Raw genomic sequence first — 18,316 nt, 5'->3', positions numbered from 1 at the left:
AGCTCGTGGCAAAAAGTTGCCGCTTGGTCGGACGGGTGCAGATCGCGCTATTTTGTGAGGGTGACCTTGGTCGGGAGTTACTGCCCCCACAGGCCTATTTCAGGAGCTGGGCGAAGCGCTTGGAAGCGCTGCTTCTGATTCGATTACGCAGGAATGATGCTGCCGCGCAACAGACCGCGGCCTCGACGGTGCAGCTGGCCCGACTGGGCAGTGAACTGCAGGAGTTGACCGCGCGCTTGCGGGTCTGACGCGATTCCGCCAGCCGATGAGAGGCGTGGCCTGATGACTTTCGTCACGACGCCTCTCATCCCTTCGGCGCAATGTCGGGGGTTACAGCGGTAGGTTTTTCTGGCAGGGTGTCTCCTGCGATTGCGTGACGATTTGCCACAGCTGGCGATCGGCGCGAATCGATGTGATTGCGGGAGAGACTGCCGCATGGCAGCGCCGAAGGAGCAACCGCCCCGGAAACTCTCAGGCAAAAGGACCGCTATCACCGCTGAAACTCTGAAGAGCCGCCCGGTTTTCGTCGCCGCGCGCACCGAAGGAGCAAGCGAGCCGTGTCACGCGCTCGTGAATCTCTCAGGTCCAGAACAGAGGGGGCGCCCGCCGCGCGTTGGGCGCACGGGCTATGACCCCTCTGACGTTCTGGAGCGACAACAATGAAAACGATCGCAGTCATCGGTGGCGGCATCACCGGCGTCACCACCGCCTATGCCCTGGCCAAGCGCGGCTTCTCGGTCACCCTGCTGGAAAAGCACCGCTACGCGGCGATGGAAACCTCGTTCGCCAACGGCGGCCAGCTGTCGGCCTCCAATGCCGAGGTCTGGAACCACTGGTCGACCATCGTCAAGGGCCTCAAGTGGATGCTCAAGAGCGATGCGCCGCTGCTGGTCAATCCCAAGCCCAGCTGGCACAAGCTGTCCTGGTTCGCCGAGTTCATCGGCTCGATTCCCAACTACCGTCAGAACACCATCGAAACCGCACGTCTGGCCATCGCCGCACGCGAGCACCTGTTCGCCTGGGCCGAGGCCGAAGGCATCGATTTCGACCTGAAGAAGAAGGGCATCCTGCACATCTACCGCGACAAGGCCGGCTTCGAGCATGCCGGGCAGGTGTCGCGCCTGCTCGCCGAAGGCGGATTGCCGCGGCGCAGCGTGACGCCCGGGGAGATGCGCGCCATCGAACCGACCCTCGCCGGTACCTACTACGGCGGCTACTTCACCGAGTGCGACTCGACTGGCGACATCCATAAGTTCACCCATGGCCTGGCCATGGCGATCGAGCGGCTCGGCGTGCGTTGCCTCTATGGCGCGGACGTGCAGGCGGTGGCCACTGACGGCAAGCGCGCCAGCGTGACGCTGGGTGGAGTTGCCGGCGAAGAGCGCCTGGAATTCGACGGCCTGGTGGTCTGCGCCGGCACCGCCAGCCGCGCCCTGGCCGCACAGCTGGGCGACCGGGTGAACATCTATCCGGTCAAGGGCTACTCGATCACGGTCAACCTGAGCGACGAAGTCAGCCGCGCCTCGGCACCTACTGTCAGCCTGCTCGACGACGAAACCAAGCTGGTCAGCAGCCGCCTCGGCGACGACCGTTTCCGTGTCGCCGGCACCGCCGAGTTCAACGGCTACAACCGCGATATCCGCGCCGATCGCATCCGCCCGCTGGTGGACTGGGTCAACCAGTGCTTCCCCGGTGTGAATACGCGCAGCGTGGTGCCCTGGGCCGGTCTGCGGCCGATGATGCCGAACATGATGCCGAAGGTCGGCCGTGGCAGCGCGCCGTGCGTGTTCTACAACACCGGCCACGGTCACCTGGGCTGGACGCTGAGTGCGATCACCGCGGACATGGTCGGCGATGTGGTGGCGCAAAGCCTGGGCAGGCCAGTCCCGGTCGCATCCGAGCAGACGGCCATCGCCTAGCCGTGGCGGACGTAGGGTGGAAGACGGCGAAGCCGCTCGCTTCCACCGTTGCGTTGAGTATCCACACGGAGGCATTGGCGCCATCGTAATCCGGCGGCGTTGCGAAAGGCTGCGTGGATAAGCTCCGCGTTATCCACCCTACGTCTGGCCCTACAGCACGGACGTAGGGTGGAAGACGGCGAAGCCTCTTCCACCGTTGCGGCGCCGATCGAACCATCTTCCCATCCCGCTCGTCCGCATGCGGCCGCTGCTTCAGCTCGGGTTTTTCAGGCTGTACATCCGGCATTCGGCCAGCAGCGCCAGGAGGTTGGGGTCGCGTTCCTTGGCCTTGAGGAACACCACGCCGATATGCTGCTGCAGGTGATACCTCGCCTGCAGCGGTATCAGCCTGACCCGTGCCTCGTAGACCATGCCCACGCGCCCCGGCAGCAGCGCATAGCCGACCCCCGAATTGACCAGGCTGAGCAGGGTGAAGATGTCGTTCACCTGCATCGCCACCTTGGGCTCGAAGCCCGCCAGCTGGAACACCCGGTTACCGTCCTGATGGGTGGCGAAGCCCTGCGACAGGGTAATGAAGGTGGCGTCGCGCAGGTCGCTGAGATCGACCTCGCTCTGGTTGGCGAAGGGCGAATCCGCCGGTGCGGCGAGGAAGATGTCGTCGGAAAACAGCTGCACCTGCTCGCAATCCTGATCGGCGACGCTCTCGTTGAGTGACACCAGGATCGCGTCGAGCTCCATGTTCTTCAGCTTGTAGAGCAGGTCGACGTTGGAGCCGAGGATCAGGTCGATGTTGAGTTCGCTGCGGCGCAGTTTCAGACCCATGATCAGCTGCGGCACGGTCTTCACCGTCAGCGAATACAAGGCGCCGAGCTTGAAGCGCTCGGCCGAGAAACCGGCTGCCTCGCGGGTCTGGCGCACCGTCTCGAGCACGTCCTTGACCAACTGCTGGGCGCGCTCTTCGAGCACGTAGGCGCTCTCCAGCGGAATCAGGTTGCGCCCCTCGTGCTTGAACAGCGGGCAGCGCAGCGCGCTTTCCAGGGAATGGATGGCGCGGTGCACGCTGACGTTGCTGGTGTTCAGTTCCACCGCTGCCTTGCCGAGATTGCCGCTGCGCATGAAGGCCAGGAAAACTTCCAGCTTCTTCAGGGTCAGTTCTTCGTCGATCTGCATGGCCGTTGCTCCGCGGTCGGGCAGGCGATTATGCCGGAGGAGTTCGCGTTGCGGCGTGTTACCAGCGCAGCAGGCGCGGTCCGAGCAGGGCGCCGAGCGCACCGGGCAGGAGCATGCCGAGCAGATACCAGAGCGCCCAGAACGGCACGGCCATCTCCGGGCAGTGCAGGCTGTAGGCGAGCGCGGCGATGCTGCCTGCGAGCAGGCCGGCAGCGCCGCCGGCCAGACGCGGACGCGTCGGTGCCAGCCCGCGTAACGCCCGGAACACGGCGATGAAGGCGGGAATCGACAGCAGGGCGATGTTCGCCAGGCACTCGTGCCAGGTATCGCCGAGCAGCAGCGACATGCGCGCATCGGCCGGGGCGGTAATCAGGATCGCCAGTGCGGCTACCCAGACGACCACCAGCGGCGCTGCCAGCAGCACCCAACTGCGACCCACCTGCGTGCCGGGGCGTGCCATGCGCGTGGCCAGCTGCAGCGCTCCGAGCAGCAAGGCTGCCGGCAGGGCCAGTTTGGCCCAGAACAGTGGCATCGTGGCGATCGCCGCCAGGTCGGGGCGGATGCCATAACCGGTCACGATCAGCAGCAGCGCAGCGGCCAGCCCGCACAGCAACGCCGCGGCGAAGCGCTTGGCGATGACATGCCGTTCAACCGGCGCAACCTCGCTGGCGAGCAAGGCAATCAGGTCATCGGTTTTCATGCTTTACCTCGAATCTTGATCGCCAGGGCCTTGAGCCCGCGATGAATGCCGACCTTGATCGCCGAGCTGGAAAGTCCGGTCAGACGCGCGGTTTCTTCCACCGAGAGGCCCTCCAGTTTGACGTGAATGATGGGTAGTCGCTGGCGTGGCGGTAGTTGCTGGAGCAGCTTGCCCAGGTCGCGGCGGGCTTCGGCCTGCTCATTGTCTTGTACGGCGAGCAGCTCGTCGGCTTCGTCCAGCCAGTCCGTCTGCGCGGCTTGGCGGCCACGGGCGCGGTAGTGATCGGCCAGTTTGTAGCGACAGATCGCCTGTACCCAGACCGTCAGCGGCTGTTCGGCGCGATAGGTCTGCCGCGCATTGTGTACGGCCAGCAGTACCTCCTGCAGTACGTCTTCCAGCTCACTCGATTGCGACAGGCGGCGACGCAGAAAACCGCGCAGATGGCCGCTGAGCTGGCCGAGGAATGCCCGGTAGGCCCTCGCATCGCCATCGAGCCCGCGCAGCAGCAGCGCCCGTAGCTCGCTCTCGCGGGCCTGGAGTGTCTCCTGAGAGGTAGTTCGTTCCATCGGCTGCTCTGGTTACAGGTGGAACCGCGAAATGTCCGCCGCCCGTCGGGCAGGCTCACGGTAGGGCGCCGCGGGGGAAATCTCAAAATAATTTTTCGCTGACTGTAACCACCGCGGCTGACGCAGCGAACTACCTCACGAGCCATCTGCAGTTCCGCCGATGGCCACTCAACGATTGCGGAGAATCCAACATGAAGACTCTCAACCTGGCGGCTGCCGCCATTGCTTTGGCTTCGATCGCCGCCGGCGCTCAGGCTGGCGAAAGCGACAAAGGCGACATGGAAAAATGCTACGGCGTCGCGCTGGCCGGGCAGAACGATTGCAAGGCTGGTGCCGGCACCAGCTGCGCCGGTACGTCCAAGCGTGATTACCAGGGCAACGCCTGGAAACTGGTGCCCGCCGGTACCTGCACCTCGATCGAGACGCCCAAAGGCATGGGCTCGCTGACCCCGGTCGAGCGCTGAGCGTAGCGGTGCCGGCCATGCAGCTTCTCGGAGCAGGACTCGGGCTAAAACCCGACCATTACGCGGATGCCTGTGCCTACGTGGCGGACGGGCTGTGGTTCGAGGTCCATCCGGAGAACTACATGGTCGGCGGTGGTCCGCGGCTTGACTGGCTGGAGGCAGTGGGCGCGCGGCACCCGCTGTCATTGCACGGTGTATCGCTGTCGCTGGCCGCCGACCATGCGCCGGATGCGGCGCATCTGCAGCGGCTCAAGGTGCTGGCCGAGCGTGTGCGGCCGGCGCTGATCTCCGAACACCTGGCCTGGTCGAGCTGGCGCGGCAACTACCATCCCGACCTGTTGCCTTTTCCGCGGACCACGGCGGCATTGATACGAATCGCGGCGAATATCGAGCGGGCCCAGGAGGTCCTTGGGCAGCGTATCGCCATCGAAAATCCCAGCCACTACCTGCGCTTCGAGCAGCACGAGTGGGACGAGATCGACTTTCTCGCCGAGCTCAGCCGACGCACCGGCTGCGGGCTGCTGCTGGACGTCAACAACGTGCAGGTCAGCGCACACAACCTGGGTTTCGCTGCGGCCGCCTACGTTCAGTGCTTTCCAGCCACGCCGATCATGGAGATCCACCTGGCCGGGCACAGCCAGGATGACGCGTCTTCGCTGCTGATCGATTCCCACGATGCGCCGGTGGACGCGGCGGTTTGGGCGCTCTATCGGCAACTGATCGAGCGTATCGGCCCACGCCCGACGCTGATCGAGCGCGACGACAAGCTGCCGGCTTTCGAGACGCTACTGGCCGAGCGTGACCGCGCCCAGCAGGTGCTCAACGAAGGGGGGACCTGGCAATGAGCGGCTCGCTGGCGGCATTTCAGGACGCCTTCGTCGCGGCGCTGACCGACGCGCCCGACAACGTGGCGGGCGAACTCGCTGCGCTGGTCGCGCAGCCCGGATTCGCCGTGTACCGCAACACCCTGGCCAAGGGCTGCGTCGATGCGCTGCGCGCCAATTTCCCTGCCGTCGAACGATTGGTGGGGGAGGAGTGGTTTGCCGCCGCCGCGATGCTGTACGCGCGCGAGATGCCGCCGCGCCGTGGCTCGTTGCTTGAGTACGGTGAGGGTTTTCCGGCGTTTCTCCAGGGCTTCGAACCGGCTCGGGAGCTGTCCTATCTGTCTGGTGTCGCGCAGTTGGACCTGCTCTGGCTCGAGGTATTCAGCGCCGTGGAGCAACCCGTTCTCGCCCTCGCTGTCTTGGCGACACAAAACCCGGAGCACCTGGCCCGGCAGGCGCTAGTTCCGCGCGCTGCGCTGCGCTGGCGGTGGTTCGCCGAGCTGCCGGTGTACAGCATCTGGCGCTGCACCCGCGAGAGGCGCGAGGTGCCGGCGACGCTGGTCTGGCAGGGCGAAGGGGCGCTGCTGAGCCGAAGCGCCGGCCGAATCGGCTGGCAGCCGCTCGAGCGCGCCGGCTGTGCATTTCTCGATGCCTGCGCAGCTGGCCGGTCGCTGGAGCAGGCATCGGAACTGGTGCTGGCGGTCCATCCGCAACTCGACTTCAACGACCTTCTAGGCCGGCTGCTGGCGGCAGGCGCGTTCGCCGCGCTGGTGCCGACGACGCCATCCACATGAGGAAATCGTCATGAGCGCCATGCACAACCTGCCGCTGCGTCTGCGTCAACAATGGAACGCGTTCGCGCAGCGGCTGCAGCAGTTGCTCGGCGATTCGCTGCTAAGCCTGGCGGCACGGTTGGCCATCGCGGCGATCTTCCTGCTCTCCGGGCGCACCAAGGTCAGCGGTGTGCTGGACATCACCCCGGGCACTTTCGAGCTATTTCGCAGCGAATACGCATTGCCATTGCTACCGCCGTCCATTGCGGCGCACCTGGCGACCTATGCCGAGCACCTGTTCCCGCTGTTGCTGGTGTTCGGCCTGTGCACGCGGCTGTCGGCGCTGGCGTTGCTGCTGATGACGCTGGTGATCCAGCTCTTCGTCTACCCCGACGCCTGGCCGACTCACCTGAGCTGGGCGGCGCTGCTGCTACTGCTGATCGGCCGCGGCGCCGGGCGGCTCTCGCTCGATCAGCTGTTGGGCATTCGCTAGCCTCGGCGGCGCGACATCAGGCAGGCACGACGTCCTCATCCTCGGGAATCTCATCGGTGACGAACACCCGAGCGTGATCGCTCTGCGCGTCTTCGATGCGCAGGCCGAAGTAAAGGGCATCATTGGCGTCCCAGAACGCCTCGACCTGCTCAAGCGAGGCCTGCTCAAGCAGGACCTGGCCGGTGTGGTCGAGGATGATGGAATAGCGGCGATTGGCGGACATGAAAGTGACTCTGATCATCGGAAGGGCTGCATCCGCAGCTGTGATGTCATTTTGTCACTTCACGCGGCTTAATCCCTGCCCGTTCATCGGCCGCCAGCGTTTGGCTGCCGAACGGTAGTGCCTGCTTGGATGAGTAGCCTTCGAATTCAGCTTCTCTCGCTAGTCGCGCGTTCGGTTTTTAGCTATTGCGCCAGAAGAAGTTAAACCTGCCGATTATAGAAGTGTCGCTAATCGTATTTGCTGATAGCAATTCAATTCAAGATGCTTATTCCAAGCTGATGGCCAAGAAAACCAATAAACATGCTGATCCAATAAGCTATAAGGCAGGTGCAAATGACGTAAAGCCATACGGCTAGGCCGTTACCAATAGCTGGTCGTTTTAAGCCGAGGGTATACTGAAAACTATATCTATGCATTCGGGAAAAACTATCAAAGGGACTATACGACTCCCGTTCTACATTGAGTTTGGTAAAAAAATACGGGTCGAGTCGGCGAATCCCATGAAAGCAGATGTGGATTCCGTTGAAGCCCCCAGTGACGGCAAGCAAGATCAAAGAGAAAACTATGATTCGTTCAAATATTGTGGCCTCACTCATATCTTGTTCTGTTTCCAGGTCTGGGCCTGCGTTCCGTTTAATGCAGACTGTGTCGTCCAGTTTTCGTTTGGCGTTGTAAGATGGCCCTTGCTCTCTACAAGCCGCTTACTTCGGCTCGTATGAAATAAGCATTTTTTATTTTGCTGCGCGTTCTTGCGCTAGATAGATTCTTACATCAGTGCATCGAGGGCCTGTGGGTGGAAAATTCAGCTGCAACTTACCTGGAATCTCCAACTCATACCCATGCGGCACGTTTTCGTAATCTTTTTTGAAACCTTCACATGACCGCGGCCACTACATCTCTCGGACCCGCCGTAATGGGCCTGAGCCTTCAGTGCGAAATCGGCCGGCAGCTCGCCTTGCAATGTAAAGGTGTCGGCGCCGGCCGAGCCGAGGGTGCTGCACCCGCTGAGCAGGAAGCCGAAAAGTGCAGGCCATGCGCGAGCGCGCAAGCAGCGACTACAGAAAAAAGTATAAGCAGTCACCTGTTTGAAGCTCGTAAAAAAGGCTTTATGGCCTGCTGCAAGGCAATGCTTTGCTTGAAAGTCAGGGCAAAACGAAGCAGGGCTCGCGTTAAATATCAATCTATGAGGCAACGAGTCGGCCGTACATTTAAACGAACGTAGGCTTAGGCGAGCTCGAACGTTGCGCTAGCTGTGCTGCCTTGCGATTTGAAGCCAAGGCAAGCCACTGCTCAATTAAACTCGGGATATCGTTCCGTTGCCAGAGATCGCCAAAAATATCTTGAGCGATCAGCTTACGATCTGCTTCGTTCAACAGCCGTTGTCGGGCACGGTTCAGCGCATCGCGTTGCTGGGCACTTAGCTGGCGAATAGCAGTGATTCCTTCGCTGTAGAGTTGCATCAGCTGCGCGTCTGTTTTGTTGTAGAAGCGGCTATCGTGGCGCAATCTGATCTCGTGTCGGAATTCGACAAAACTGCGTGGTCGCCAGCTTGCCAGCTCCTCTTCGGCGTTTCGTATAAGCCCATCGATGTCCGTAATTTCCGCACGCGTGAACAGTGCACCGCCGCGCTCCGTAACGCTGCTATACCAGCGCAACATGGTGGTAAGCATGGCCCGACTATAGCCGCTGTCGCTTGAGTGCTCGGAAAACGAGGCTAGCTGACTAATGAACGCGGTGCGCTCAGGCATATCGTCTTTCAGGTTCAGAGCACCGGCATAACGGGCGCAGGCTTGTTCGTCGATCAGCGCGCAGTTGGGTTGCCACATAACGGCACTTGCACTGCCACTGCCCGGTTTTCGTGTCGCGAAATGGCGTTGTTCGCCATGATGTTGATAAGGGTCGCCTTGCAGGTTGAGCAAGCCCCCCAGAAGTAAAGAAATGCCTATTGCTGGGGAGCTAAATAACGCGACGACTCCTGCCGCGGCGAGCTTCCATTCTGCGTCCATCCATATGAACGGAACTCCCGGAATTGGATCGTTGTGGTTTACTAGGCGATGATGTGTAAGTTCGTTGGCGTTCTGGACGAACGCTTGATCGGCAGCGCGGGGGGCGCCATACGTATAGAGCTGCGTATCTTTAGACCAGTTCGAGTTTATCCATGCAGACAGAAGCAGCGCGACCGCACCGCCTAGACTGTGTCCACAGACGATAATGGTCTGCCCTATGTAAAAAGCTTCCATATAGCGCTCGACGAACTTTTTGGCTGCGCTGAAAGCGTTGTAGAAGCCTCGATGCGCTTGGCCAGTACCTTCTTTGAACGGAACCTGTCGTGCGTCGGCGTCTAGCAGAAAATCCTTTAGCTCAAGGGTGCCACGCACGGAAATCAGTATGATCTTATCGTTATGGGTGATGAAAGCCTGAGTGTCGGATTGCTCGTGATGCAAAAAGTGCACATCTTCCGGATTGCGCCACCCCTTCGAGGCTTCCTTTTGATAACGCTCCGGATCGTACGGCATAACTTCCAAACGCTTGGAATAAGGTACTTCCTCGTACAGAAGGTGATAGCTCGCTTCACCAAAGAGCTGGGACTTTTCTAGGCGGGCCAGCTGTTCGCGCAAGACATGCCCTATCGAGCCCGGATTGGAGTAAGGAGGTGGGTTAGAAGCGTACCGTATTCCCGATTCCTGACAGGTACTGAACGGGGCGTAAGCGAACGCACCCATCACCGCCAGATGATAGGCGTTCAAGGCACAAAACTTTTTGTCTCTCGAGAGCAGCGGGCTGTATGCGCGAAGCGCTTTGACTTCGAGCAAGTGGTAGGTATCCGGTGCCAGAGCGATCCCCGGGTGGCATTGTGCAGTGCCGGCGTTGCACTTGAGCTGGGCCGTTGGGCGAGGTTCCCAGGTGAAGTCGCGCTCCGGCAGATGGCCCGTGGCTTCGGCAAAATCGCTGACTTCCACCCTGAGGAATCGAGCGCATTCCCTTTTAGCCCGAGCTTCCGCTAAGAAAGTTTTTCCATCGGAGCGACGGGGGCCGGAAGGCGACTGTTCTGCCGCTATTTGCAGTGCCGTTAAAGGAAGCCTGAAGTCTTCGCGGCTTGATAACGCCGTGTACCATGCATCGTTTCCTGAGTAGCCCTCCGATAGCTGGAGTACCGCCACCCCAGGATAGAGCTGTGGTACTTCAGCGTATCCATCCTCATCTAGATGGCCTGCGTATGTTTGCCCTTGGCTATCGTGCAGCTGATAAGCAAGCCCAGCATATGGTTTCCCAATTCCGTGCTCGTCTACCAGCCGAAAACTAATTCCTTTCTGTCGGTTAGGGCATTCTAGACTGATGGTGCTTGGCGAAAAGTCCATCCGTGATTACTCCGTGCAATTTGGGAAAACGGAGCACACGCGGCCGTTCATTTTAAATGTGCGAAATTGAGGTGGCTCTGTGCAGCGTTCTTCGTAATCAGTGCCCCACCGCCCTGTGCAAGGTTTCCATCCATGTTGTGTTTTTAACCAATACCCTCGTAGGTATGGTTTGTATGTGGTGCTGATACTGATATCAAGTTCTACGGTTTTATTTACTAGTTTGCTAATTGCAAGGTGAGCTCCAGCCCCGTTACAGCTCAGCAGCCTACTGACCTCACCTTTACGGGAATATGCTTTGCTAAGCTGAAACAGCCATATGCATTCAGCTGTCTTGCTCAATCTTCCGTTGCCATCGAATCGCGGCGCACCTTCCGGCAGCGCGTCGACCAGCTCCAGCCCTCCATTGTCGTAGGTGCGTTGCCAATCCTTGTCGCCGTAGCGGCCATTAATGAACAGGCCTACGCGAGCCAGGCGCATCTCGCAAAGACCGTCGCGGTAGTTGACCGGTATCCTGAATCGATACGCGTGAGGGCTGTCTTCGAAGTCACTCTCAAAGGAGCGCGTGCGGGCGCGGCCGTTGCAGCCGTTGGCGACACCATAGTGCGCCTGAGCCTCTAATGCGAAATCGGCCGGTAGTTCGCCCTCCAATGTGAAAGTATCGGCGCCGACCGAGCCGAGCGTGCTGCAACCGCTGAGTAGAAAGCCGAACAGTGCCGGCCATGCGTGAGCGTGCAGGAAGCGGTGACGGAAAAAAGTGTGGGAAAACATCTGATCAATCCTGTGCGGAAAGGCTTGAAGCCAGTGTTGAACTGACTCGCGAATAGTGGGCTTCCGGTGTTTCCCTCGCGGTCGGTTGCCAGGCCGGGTGGTCGGCCAGTTGGGGGTCGAGCTGGTAGCGGATCAGAAAGTGCAGTTGCGGCTCGCCGTGCCAGTGCCATTCCTTCGCTTTGTCGAGTTGATGGTCCAGCCAGTCACTCACCACCTGGGTTTCGGCGAGCCGAGTGGTCGCCTGCGTGTGGGTCTGCCATAGCCACAACTCAAGGTTGTGGTGTGCCACGGCACGTTGTACCTGTTCTGGCTCTGGGATGGACAACCAAGGTTTTTCGAAGGGCTCGCGGTACTCCCCTGGCAGCTCGTTATCGAACCATTGCCAGTCCTGACCATCCCAGCAGAGCGCGCTGGTCATTGGGCCAAGCAGCAGAGGACGTTGTGACGCGTCCAGTTCGCCGAGATGACGCGCGATGATGCGGTTGTCTTGGAAACGATAAAGCGAACGCTGCCCTTGTTCGTCGGCAAAGATGCGAGCTTGCCAGTGCTGAGTGAGCGCAGCCATGTCGGCGTGGTCGACGCTGGCGAGCCAGCCCCAGTTCTGCTCCGGTGCATCGGTCAGCAAACGTAGCTGCGTGAAATTCAGCTCGTTCAGCAATATCAGCCAAGGAGCGGCGCTGGCCATCTCGTCGACCTCGGTACCCTGATAAAGATTGGCGTAGTTGTGCACCAGATCCGTTGAGAACAGGCTAGGCAGCGGAGTCGGTTCTGCAAGGCTGTCGATAACGAGCAGCAGCGGTCGGCCTTGGGCTTGTTGCTCGCTGAGCCAGTGTTCCACCCTGTCGTTCATCGGCCGCCTCCAACTTCACACATCCCCGCCCGGCACGCTTCGCAGATCGGGCAACGGCTGGCGGCAATTTGCCGGGCCTTGCGCGCCAGCTGCAGTTGGGTATTGGCCAGCGCGAGCTTGGGCTTGGCGCCGGCCTTGTCTTGGTCGGCTGCCCAGGGAATCCGAGGAGCGATGACGTTCACGCCTGAACCTGTGCCAGCCGAGCCGCCAGAGTTCATCTTGATCGTCGCACCGCTCAGCGTCACGCCGCTGGGGTCGAGTTTGAGGAAACTGCCGCCGCCAGAGGCGGTGAGTTCCATGCCGGCGTCGATGACGACCTTGCTGCCGGCGTAGTAGTGGATCTCGTTGCCCGCCTCGATGAACTGGCCAGTGCCGATCTTCACATGCTGGCTATTGCCGACGGTGAGGTGGTCATTGGCGCGGACTTCGGTCTTGCGGTCGGCGTGGGTGGTGCGGTGTTCCTCAGCGCGGAATTCGCTGTAGCTGTTGGCCTCCACCGTGTCGTGACGTTCATGGCCGACGCGGATCTTCTGGTCATGCTCGATGTTCTCGTCCCAGTCGCGCTGGGCGTGCAGGTAGATCTGTTCTTCGCCTTTCTTGTCTTCGATGCGCAGCTCGTTGTAGCCACCACCGCCCGGGCTGCTCAGGGTCTTGAACACCGTGCGGGTCTTGTTCGCCGGCAGGTCGTAGGGAACCTGATGTTCCTTGTGGTACAGGCAGCCGGTCAGCAGCGGTTGGTCGGGGTCGCCTTCGAGAAAGGTCACCAGCACTTCCATGCCGACCCGCGGGATGGCGATACCGCCATAGCGGTCGCCGGCCCAGCTGGAGCTGACGCGCAGCCAGCAGCTGGTCTTGTCGTCGGCCTGGCCGTGGCGATCCCAGTGGAACTGGACTTTTACGCGACCGTACTGGTCGCAGTGAATTTCCTCGCTGGCGGGGCCGGTGACCACGGCGGTCTGGCTGCCGAGCACCTTCGGTTTTGGATGGCGAAGGGCGGGGCGGAAAGGGATGTCCCAGGGCGTGGCGCTGAAGTGGTTGCGGTAGCCCTGGACGAAGCCGTCGCTGCTATCGACATGGCTGGTGACCGACTCCTCCAACACTTGCGGCTGCTTGCCTTCATGCCGCACTTCGTTGAGCAACCAGAGGGCGTTCCATTCCCGACGCGGGTGTTCGCCGAGCGGGAGGAAATGCCCGCTCGCCAGCTGCGGCTGGTCGCTGTCGCCCTCGGCCAGACGGTAGTCGTGGCGGTGGCGTTCCAGGGCGCGCTGCGACAGGTGCTTGCCGCGGGCGCGCTCGGTGAAGCGGCCGGGGTAGTCGTAGTCTTCGAGATCCGGCTGGAAGTCGCTATGGAAGGCAGCCTCCATGGTCAGGCGCGGCTTCTCGAAGTCGTAGTCGCGGCGCGTGACGCGGCTGGTACGGGTTTCCAGGCGCAGCCCAAAACGCTTGATCACCGGTTGGTCGGCGACCAGGCCGCTGTCCTGTTGATAGGCGGTGGCGGTGAGCCTTGGGAAGACCGTCTGGTCATCGCCGAAGACCAGTACATGGCCGTTCCCGTCGTGCTGGAAGTGATAGTGGATGCCTTCCTCCTCGCACAGGCGCTGAATGAAGTGCAGGTCGGTTTCGTCGTACTGCACGCAATACTCGCGCTCTGGGTAGATCACCGGGCCGAGCTGGAAGCGGTAGGCATCGGCCTGGATACCGTGTTCCTCGAGCACCCGGGCGACGATCTGCGGCATGCTCAGGTGCTGGAAGATGCGCTGGTTGCTGCGATGGGCGAGATAGGCCAGTTGCGGCACGAGTGTCAGCCGGTAACGGGTCAGGCGCTTGCCCGATTCACCCTGGGCAGCCTGATGCACAAGCCCGTGGATGCCGCTGCCGTCGGGATCGAAGGCCAGGAAGGCCGGGCGATGCAGCAGACTTTCCAGATCCAGGTCGGGGCGCTTGCTGACCAGTTCCAGGTCGAAGCGATAGGGTTGGCTGATGGCTTCGCGGCCCTGGAATTCGAGCACCTTGAAGTCGTGCTCGATGCCTTCGAGGGCAAGCGTGAAGTGGACCTGGTTGGCTGGGTTGAACATGGCGTCTTTCCTTCCTTAGAGATCGGCCGGGCTGATATTCAGCCGTTCCATGCGATACAGCAGCGTGCGCCGTGGTAGGCCGAGTTCGCGGGCGGCCTGGCTCTGGTTGCCGCCGTTCTTGCGCAGGCAATCCATGAGCAGGCTGCGTTCGACCCGCTCCATGCGTTCGCGCAGGTTCAGGCTGCTGTCCAGGCTCGCCTCTACATGCAAATTGAAGTGTTCCGGCAGCAGCTCACCGCCCTCGCAGAGCAGCACGGCGCGCTCCACCAGACCCTTCAACTCCCGCACGTTGCCGGGGAAGGCATAGCCTGCCAGACGTTCGAGCGCGGCGTCGGACCAGCGACACAGATCACGCTGGAGGAAGGCGCAGGCCTTGTCGGCGAAATGCCGGGCCAGGCGCAGGATGTCCTCGTCACGCTCGCGCAGCGGCGGCAGCTCGATGGGGAAGTGCGAGAGGCGGTAGAACAGGTCCTCGCGAAACAGGCCGTTCTCCACCTGGCTGCGCAGGTCGCGATGGGTGGCTGCGACGATGCGCACGTCGACCTTGTGGGTTTCGGTGGAGCCCAGCGGGCGCACTTCACCTTCCTGCAGCACGCGCAACAGCTTGGCCTGCAGCAGCAGCGGCATGTCACCGATCTCGTCGAGGAACAGCGTGCCGCCGTTCGCCGTGTCGAGCAGACCGCTGCGGTCGCGGTCGGCGCCGGTGAAGGCGCCCTTGCGGTAGCCGAACAGCTCACTTTCCAAGAGCTGCTCAGGCAGCGAAGCGCAGTTCTGCACGACGAATGGCTTGCTGCGGCGAAATCCGCAATCGTGAATGGCGCGCGCTACCAGTTCCTTTCCGGTGCCGGTTTCACCGGTGAGCAGCACGCTGACCGGGCTGTGCAGCACCTTGCCGAGCAGTTGGTAGACCGCACGCATGCGCGGGCTGTCGCCGATCAGGCCGTAACCGCTGGCGCAGGGGCTGGCTGGCGCGGCAGGTGGCGTCGTGCTGCCGGGTGCGCGCATGCGCTTGAGCAGATGCAACTGGGCGAGGCCGAAGGCACCGAGCTGCGCCAGCGAGCCGCTAAAACCTTGCAACTCGCGCGACTCGGTACTGGCCGTGAGCAACAGGCCGGCGACGCGCTGCTGCTCGTCCTGCAGCGGCAGGCAGAGCAGGCTGCGCCAGGGAGCCGGGCTCTCTGGCAGAAATCCCGAACCGTGCAGGCTGCTGTCCAGTTCGCTGAGGCAAAGGGCCTGGTTCTGGCACAGGCAATATTGCAGCAGTTGCTCGCCGTCGTAATCACTCGGCAGGCTGGTGGCCTCGCGTGGCTGCAACAGCCCGTTGTGCCACTCGGCCGAAAGCGTCAGGCGGGTGTGGGTGGCATCCAGCAGATAGAGCTGGCTGAGCTGGCAATCGCTCAGTTGCGCCGCGGTTTCCACCAGCCCACCGAGCAGGCTGTCGGCATTCGCCGCGCGCGCCAGCCCGGCGAAGCGGCCCAACAGGGCCTCGGCATAGCGCAGCGGCTGTGGCACCTGCTTGAACATCGCGGACATCTCAGGCGAACTCACAGACCAGTGCACCCTCGCCATCCAGCGTGGCATGCACCCGCTGCAGCGGCTCGCCACTGGCCATGGCATCGAGCAGGCGGTCCACCACCAGCGGTTGCAGGTGCTGTTCGATCAGATGGTCGATCAGGCGCGCGCCGCTGTCGCTGTCGCTGCAGCGCTCGGCGAGGTGCATGACCAGCGCCGGGCAATGACTGAACTGCAGCTGGCGACGCTGCAGCCGCTCACCGAAGCGCGCCAGCTTGAGCATAATCAGCTCGTCGAGCACTTCGCCGGCGATCGGGTAATAGGGCACCACGCGCATGCGCCCGAGCAGCGCCGGCTTGAAGTGCTGCGACAACTGCGGGCGGATGGCCAGTTCCAGATCCTCGGCCGCCGGCCGCTGACCGGCCGCGCAGAAACTGGCGATGCGCTCGCTGGCGAGGTTGCTGGTCATCAGGATCAGGGTGTTGCGGAAGTTGATCTCGCGACCTTCGCCGTCATTCGCCACGCCCTTGTCGAAGATCTGGTAGAAGACATTCATCACATCCGGATCGGCCTTTTCCACCTCGTCGAGCAGGATCACCGAATAGGGTTTCTGCCGCACTGCTTCGGTGAGCATGCCGCCTTCGCCGTAGCCGACATAACCCGGAGGCGCGCCGATCAGGCGGGAAATGCTGTGTTTCTCCTGGAACTCGGACATGTTGATCACGGTGAGGAAGCGCTCGCCGCCGTACAGCAGGTCGGCCAGGGCCAGGGCGGTTTCGGTCTTGCCGACGCCGCTGGGGCCGACCAGCAGGAACACGCCCAGCGGAGCGTCGGGCTTGTTCAGCCCGGCCGCTGCCGCGCGCATGGCACGATCCAGCGCTTTCACGGCCTGTTCCTGACCGCGCACCCTGGCGCGCAGATCGGCGGCAAAGTTGGCGACCTGCGCGTTGTGCTCCCGGGCCAGCTGCGCCAGCGGCACGCCGGTCCAGTGGCTGATCACCTCGGCCACCAGGCGCGGGCAGACCTCATGGCTGACCAGTCGCTGCTCGGCCTGGGCTGCGGCGAGTGCGGCCTGCACGGCGCGTAGCTCGGCCTCCAGCTCATCGAGCAGTGGGGCCTCGCCGTCTTCGTTCGCATCCCTGCGGGCTTCGGCCGTGCGCTTGCGCAGGTCGAGCAGGCGCTCGGCGAGCTGGCGTTGATTGGCCCAGCAGGTTTCCAGCTGCTCGCTCTCGGCACCCGCCGCGATCAGGCGCTGCTCCAGCCGATCGAGGGCAGTCGCGTCGACCGGCAGGCCGGCGGCCAGATCGCGGCGCATGGCTTCACGCTGGCGCTCGCCTTCGGCAACCTCGCCGCGCAGACGCTCCAGCGCCTCGGGTGCGGCGGCGAGGCTGATGCGCACCCGCGCGCAGGCGGTATCCAGCACATCGACGGCCTTGTCCGGCAGCTGCCGGCCGGCCAGATAGCGCGCCGACAGCTCGGCGGCGGCCGTGACCGCGTCGTCGCGCAGGTAGATGCCGTGACTCTTTTCGTAGACCGGCGCCAACCCGCGCAGGATGGTAACGGCTTCCGAAACGCTCGGTTCGTGCAGTTGCACCGGCTGGAAGCGCCGCGCCAGGGCCGGGTCCTTCTCGAAATATTTCTTGTACTCGCTCCAGGTCGTCGCCGCGATGGTGCGCAGCTCGCCGCGCGCCAGGGCGGGCTTGAGCAGGTTGGCCGCATCGCCGCTACCGGCCTGGCCGCCGGCGCCGATCAGGGTATGCGCCTCATCGATGAACAGGATGATCGGCTTCGACGAGCCCTTCACCTCGTCGATCACACCCTGCAGTCGCCGTTCGAACTCGCCCTTCACGCTGGCGCCGGCCTGCAGCAGACCGAGGTCCAGGCAGAGCAGCTCCACGCCCTTGAGTGCCACAGGCACTTCGCCGGCGGCGATGCGCAGCGCCAGCCCTTCGACGATGGCGGTCTTGCCGACCCCGGCCTCGCCGACCACGATCGGATTGTTCTTCCGCCGCCGGGCAAGGATGTCGATCATCTGGCGGATCGCCGAGTCGCGGCAGAGCACCGGATCGAGCGTGCCGTCGCGGGCCTGCTGGGTGAAGCTGTGGGTAAAGCGCGCCAAGTTTGACTCGCCACTGGCGGCAGGTCTGCCAGTGCTGCCTTGCGGCTGCTGGCTGAGAGCGAAGTCGCGCAGGCGCTCGGCATCCAGCCGGGCCAGCAATGGCTGGTAATGACTGCCGGCATAGCGCAGCGGATTGCGCAGCAGCGCGAGAATCAGCGCTGCCTGGTCAATCTGGCTGTGGCCGAGTTCAAGGCTGGCCACCAGCAGGGCATCCTGCAGCCATTGCACCAGTTCGGTGGAAAACACCGGGTTGCGCGATTCGCTGCGCTCGCCTCGTGGTTGCAGCGCCTGCGCCAGTGTGCCGGCGTCCACCTCGGCATCCAGCAAGGCTCGCTTGAGCAAGCCATCGGCCCGCTCGAGCAGGCCGAGCAGCAGGTCCTCGACGAGAATCTTGCTGCCGCCACGGATCACGCAGCGTTCGGCGGCGCCTTCCAGATCGCGCTTGGTCTCGGCGTCCAGCGCCTGTACCAGCTGCTGCAGATCGACATTGATCATTTTCAT

Annotated in this window: 15 protein-coding genes, 1 pseudogene and 1 riboswitch; of the genes and pseudogenes, 6 read left to right on the top strand and 10 right to left on the bottom strand. The window is 62.5% G+C overall.

Going from position 1 to position 18,316, the window contains the following annotated elements:
• Window positions 1-248 (top strand): annotated as a pseudogene (locus tag B597_RS47565) (hypothetical protein); the annotation flags it as partial.
• A 161-nt stretch (window positions 249-409) separates the two neighbouring features.
• Window positions 410-497: riboswitch (glycine riboswitch) on the top strand.
• A 162-nt stretch (window positions 498-659) separates the two neighbouring features.
• A complete protein-coding gene (locus tag B597_RS32270) occupies window positions 660-1,919 on the top strand; it encodes a D-amino acid dehydrogenase (protein ID WP_003292922.1) in 1,260 nt (419 codons plus the stop codon).
• A 252-nt stretch (window positions 1,920-2,171) separates the two neighbouring features.
• Here B597_RS32270 and B597_RS32265 read toward each other — a convergent pair whose 3' ends face one another.
• Genes B597_RS32265 through B597_RS32255 form a run of 3 tightly spaced genes read right to left on the bottom strand, consistent with a single transcriptional unit; the run spans window position 2,172 to window position 4,355 of the window.
• Window positions 2,172-3,089: a LysR family transcriptional regulator gene (locus tag B597_RS32265; protein ID WP_003292924.1), complete on the bottom strand. Its 918-nt coding sequence runs from the start codon at window positions 3,087-3,089 to the stop codon at window positions 2,172-2,174.
• 58 nt (window positions 3,090-3,147) lie between these two features.
• Entirely contained in the window at window positions 3,148-3,789 is a 642-nt protein-coding gene (locus B597_RS32260) for an NrsF family protein (protein WP_003292925.1), read from the bottom strand.
• The gene (locus B597_RS32255; RefSeq protein WP_003292926.1) at window positions 3,786-4,355 is read right to left on the bottom strand and encodes a sigma-70 family RNA polymerase sigma factor; all 570 of its coding nucleotides are present in this window, start codon (window positions 4,353-4,355) and stop codon (window positions 3,786-3,788) included. The genes B597_RS32260 and B597_RS32255 overlap by 4 nt, the downstream gene beginning before the upstream one ends.
• Before the next feature lie 191 nt (window positions 4,356-4,546).
• On the opposite strand from B597_RS32255, the gene B597_RS32250 reads away from it, so the two are divergent.
• The 4 genes from B597_RS32250 to B597_RS32235 are packed head-to-tail and all read left to right on the top strand — an operon-like array spanning window position 4,547 to window position 6,909.
• Window positions 4,547-4,819 (top strand): BufA1 family periplasmic bufferin-type metallophore, encoded by a 273-nt coding sequence (locus B597_RS32250; protein WP_003292927.1) that lies wholly within the window; start codon window positions 4,547-4,549, stop codon window positions 4,817-4,819.
• 17 nt (window positions 4,820-4,836) lie between these two features.
• On the top strand, window positions 4,837-5,664 hold the full coding sequence (locus B597_RS32245) for an MNIO family bufferin maturase (protein ID WP_031323335.1): 828 nt from the start codon (window positions 4,837-4,839) through the stop codon (window positions 5,662-5,664).
• Window positions 5,661-6,437, top strand: coding sequence for an HvfC/BufC N-terminal domain-containing protein (locus B597_RS32240; protein ID WP_024161882.1), 777 nt, complete (start codon window positions 5,661-5,663; stop codon window positions 6,435-6,437). Before B597_RS32245 ends, B597_RS32240 begins: the two co-directional genes overlap by 4 nt.
• A gap of 10 nt (window positions 6,438-6,447) precedes the next feature.
• The gene (locus B597_RS32235; protein WP_003292930.1) at window positions 6,448-6,909 is read left to right on the top strand and encodes a DoxX family protein; all 462 of its coding nucleotides are present in this window, start codon (window positions 6,448-6,450) and stop codon (window positions 6,907-6,909) included.
• Window positions 6,910-6,925: 16 nt separating this feature from the next.
• Here B597_RS32235 and B597_RS32230 read toward each other — a convergent pair whose 3' ends face one another.
• The 7 genes from B597_RS32230 to tssH form a co-directional block, all read right to left on the bottom strand.
• Window positions 6,926-7,132, bottom strand: a complete 207-nt coding sequence (locus tag B597_RS32230) for a hypothetical protein (RefSeq protein ID WP_024161881.1) — start codon at window positions 7,130-7,132, stop codon at window positions 6,926-6,928.
• A 1,208-nt stretch (window positions 7,133-8,340) separates the two neighbouring features.
• Window positions 8,341-10,491, bottom strand: a complete 2,151-nt coding sequence (locus B597_RS32225) for a lipase family protein (protein WP_192939394.1) — start codon at window positions 10,489-10,491, stop codon at window positions 8,341-8,343.
• Window positions 10,492-10,497: 6 nt separating this feature from the next.
• On the bottom strand, window positions 10,498-11,259 hold the full coding sequence (locus tag B597_RS46325) for a hypothetical protein (RefSeq protein ID WP_226924960.1): 762 nt from the start codon (window positions 11,257-11,259) through the stop codon (window positions 10,498-10,500).
• Window positions 11,260-11,263: 4 nt separating this feature from the next.
• Window positions 11,264-12,109 carry a DUF4123 domain-containing protein gene (locus tag B597_RS32215; protein WP_003292937.1) on the bottom strand — a complete coding sequence of 282 codons (846 nt, stop codon included), beginning with the start codon at window positions 12,107-12,109 and terminating at the stop codon, window positions 11,264-11,266.
• Window positions 12,106-14,184 (bottom strand): type VI secretion system Vgr family protein, encoded by a 2,079-nt coding sequence (locus B597_RS32210; RefSeq protein WP_024161879.1) that lies wholly within the window; start codon window positions 14,182-14,184, stop codon window positions 12,106-12,108. The genes B597_RS32215 and B597_RS32210 overlap by 4 nt, the downstream gene beginning before the upstream one ends.
• A gap of 15 nt (window positions 14,185-14,199) precedes the next feature.
• Window positions 14,200-15,708, bottom strand: coding sequence for a sigma-54 interaction domain-containing protein (locus tag B597_RS32205; protein WP_024161878.1), 1,509 nt, complete (start codon window positions 15,706-15,708; stop codon window positions 14,200-14,202).
• A 10-nt stretch (window positions 15,709-15,718) separates the two neighbouring features.
• Window positions 15,719-18,310 (bottom strand): type VI secretion system ATPase TssH, encoded by a 2,592-nt coding sequence (gene tssH, locus B597_RS32200; RefSeq protein WP_024161877.1) that lies wholly within the window; start codon window positions 18,308-18,310, stop codon window positions 15,719-15,721.
• Between the last annotated feature and the right edge of the window lie 6 nt (window positions 18,311-18,316).

Origin of the sequence: Stutzerimonas stutzeri KOS6, from assembly GCF_000307775.2 — a bacterium.
Lineage (GTDB): Bacteria > Pseudomonadota > Gammaproteobacteria > Pseudomonadales > Pseudomonadaceae > Stutzerimonas > Stutzerimonas stutzeri_B.
This window is presented reverse-complemented; position numbering and strand designations above follow the sequence as displayed.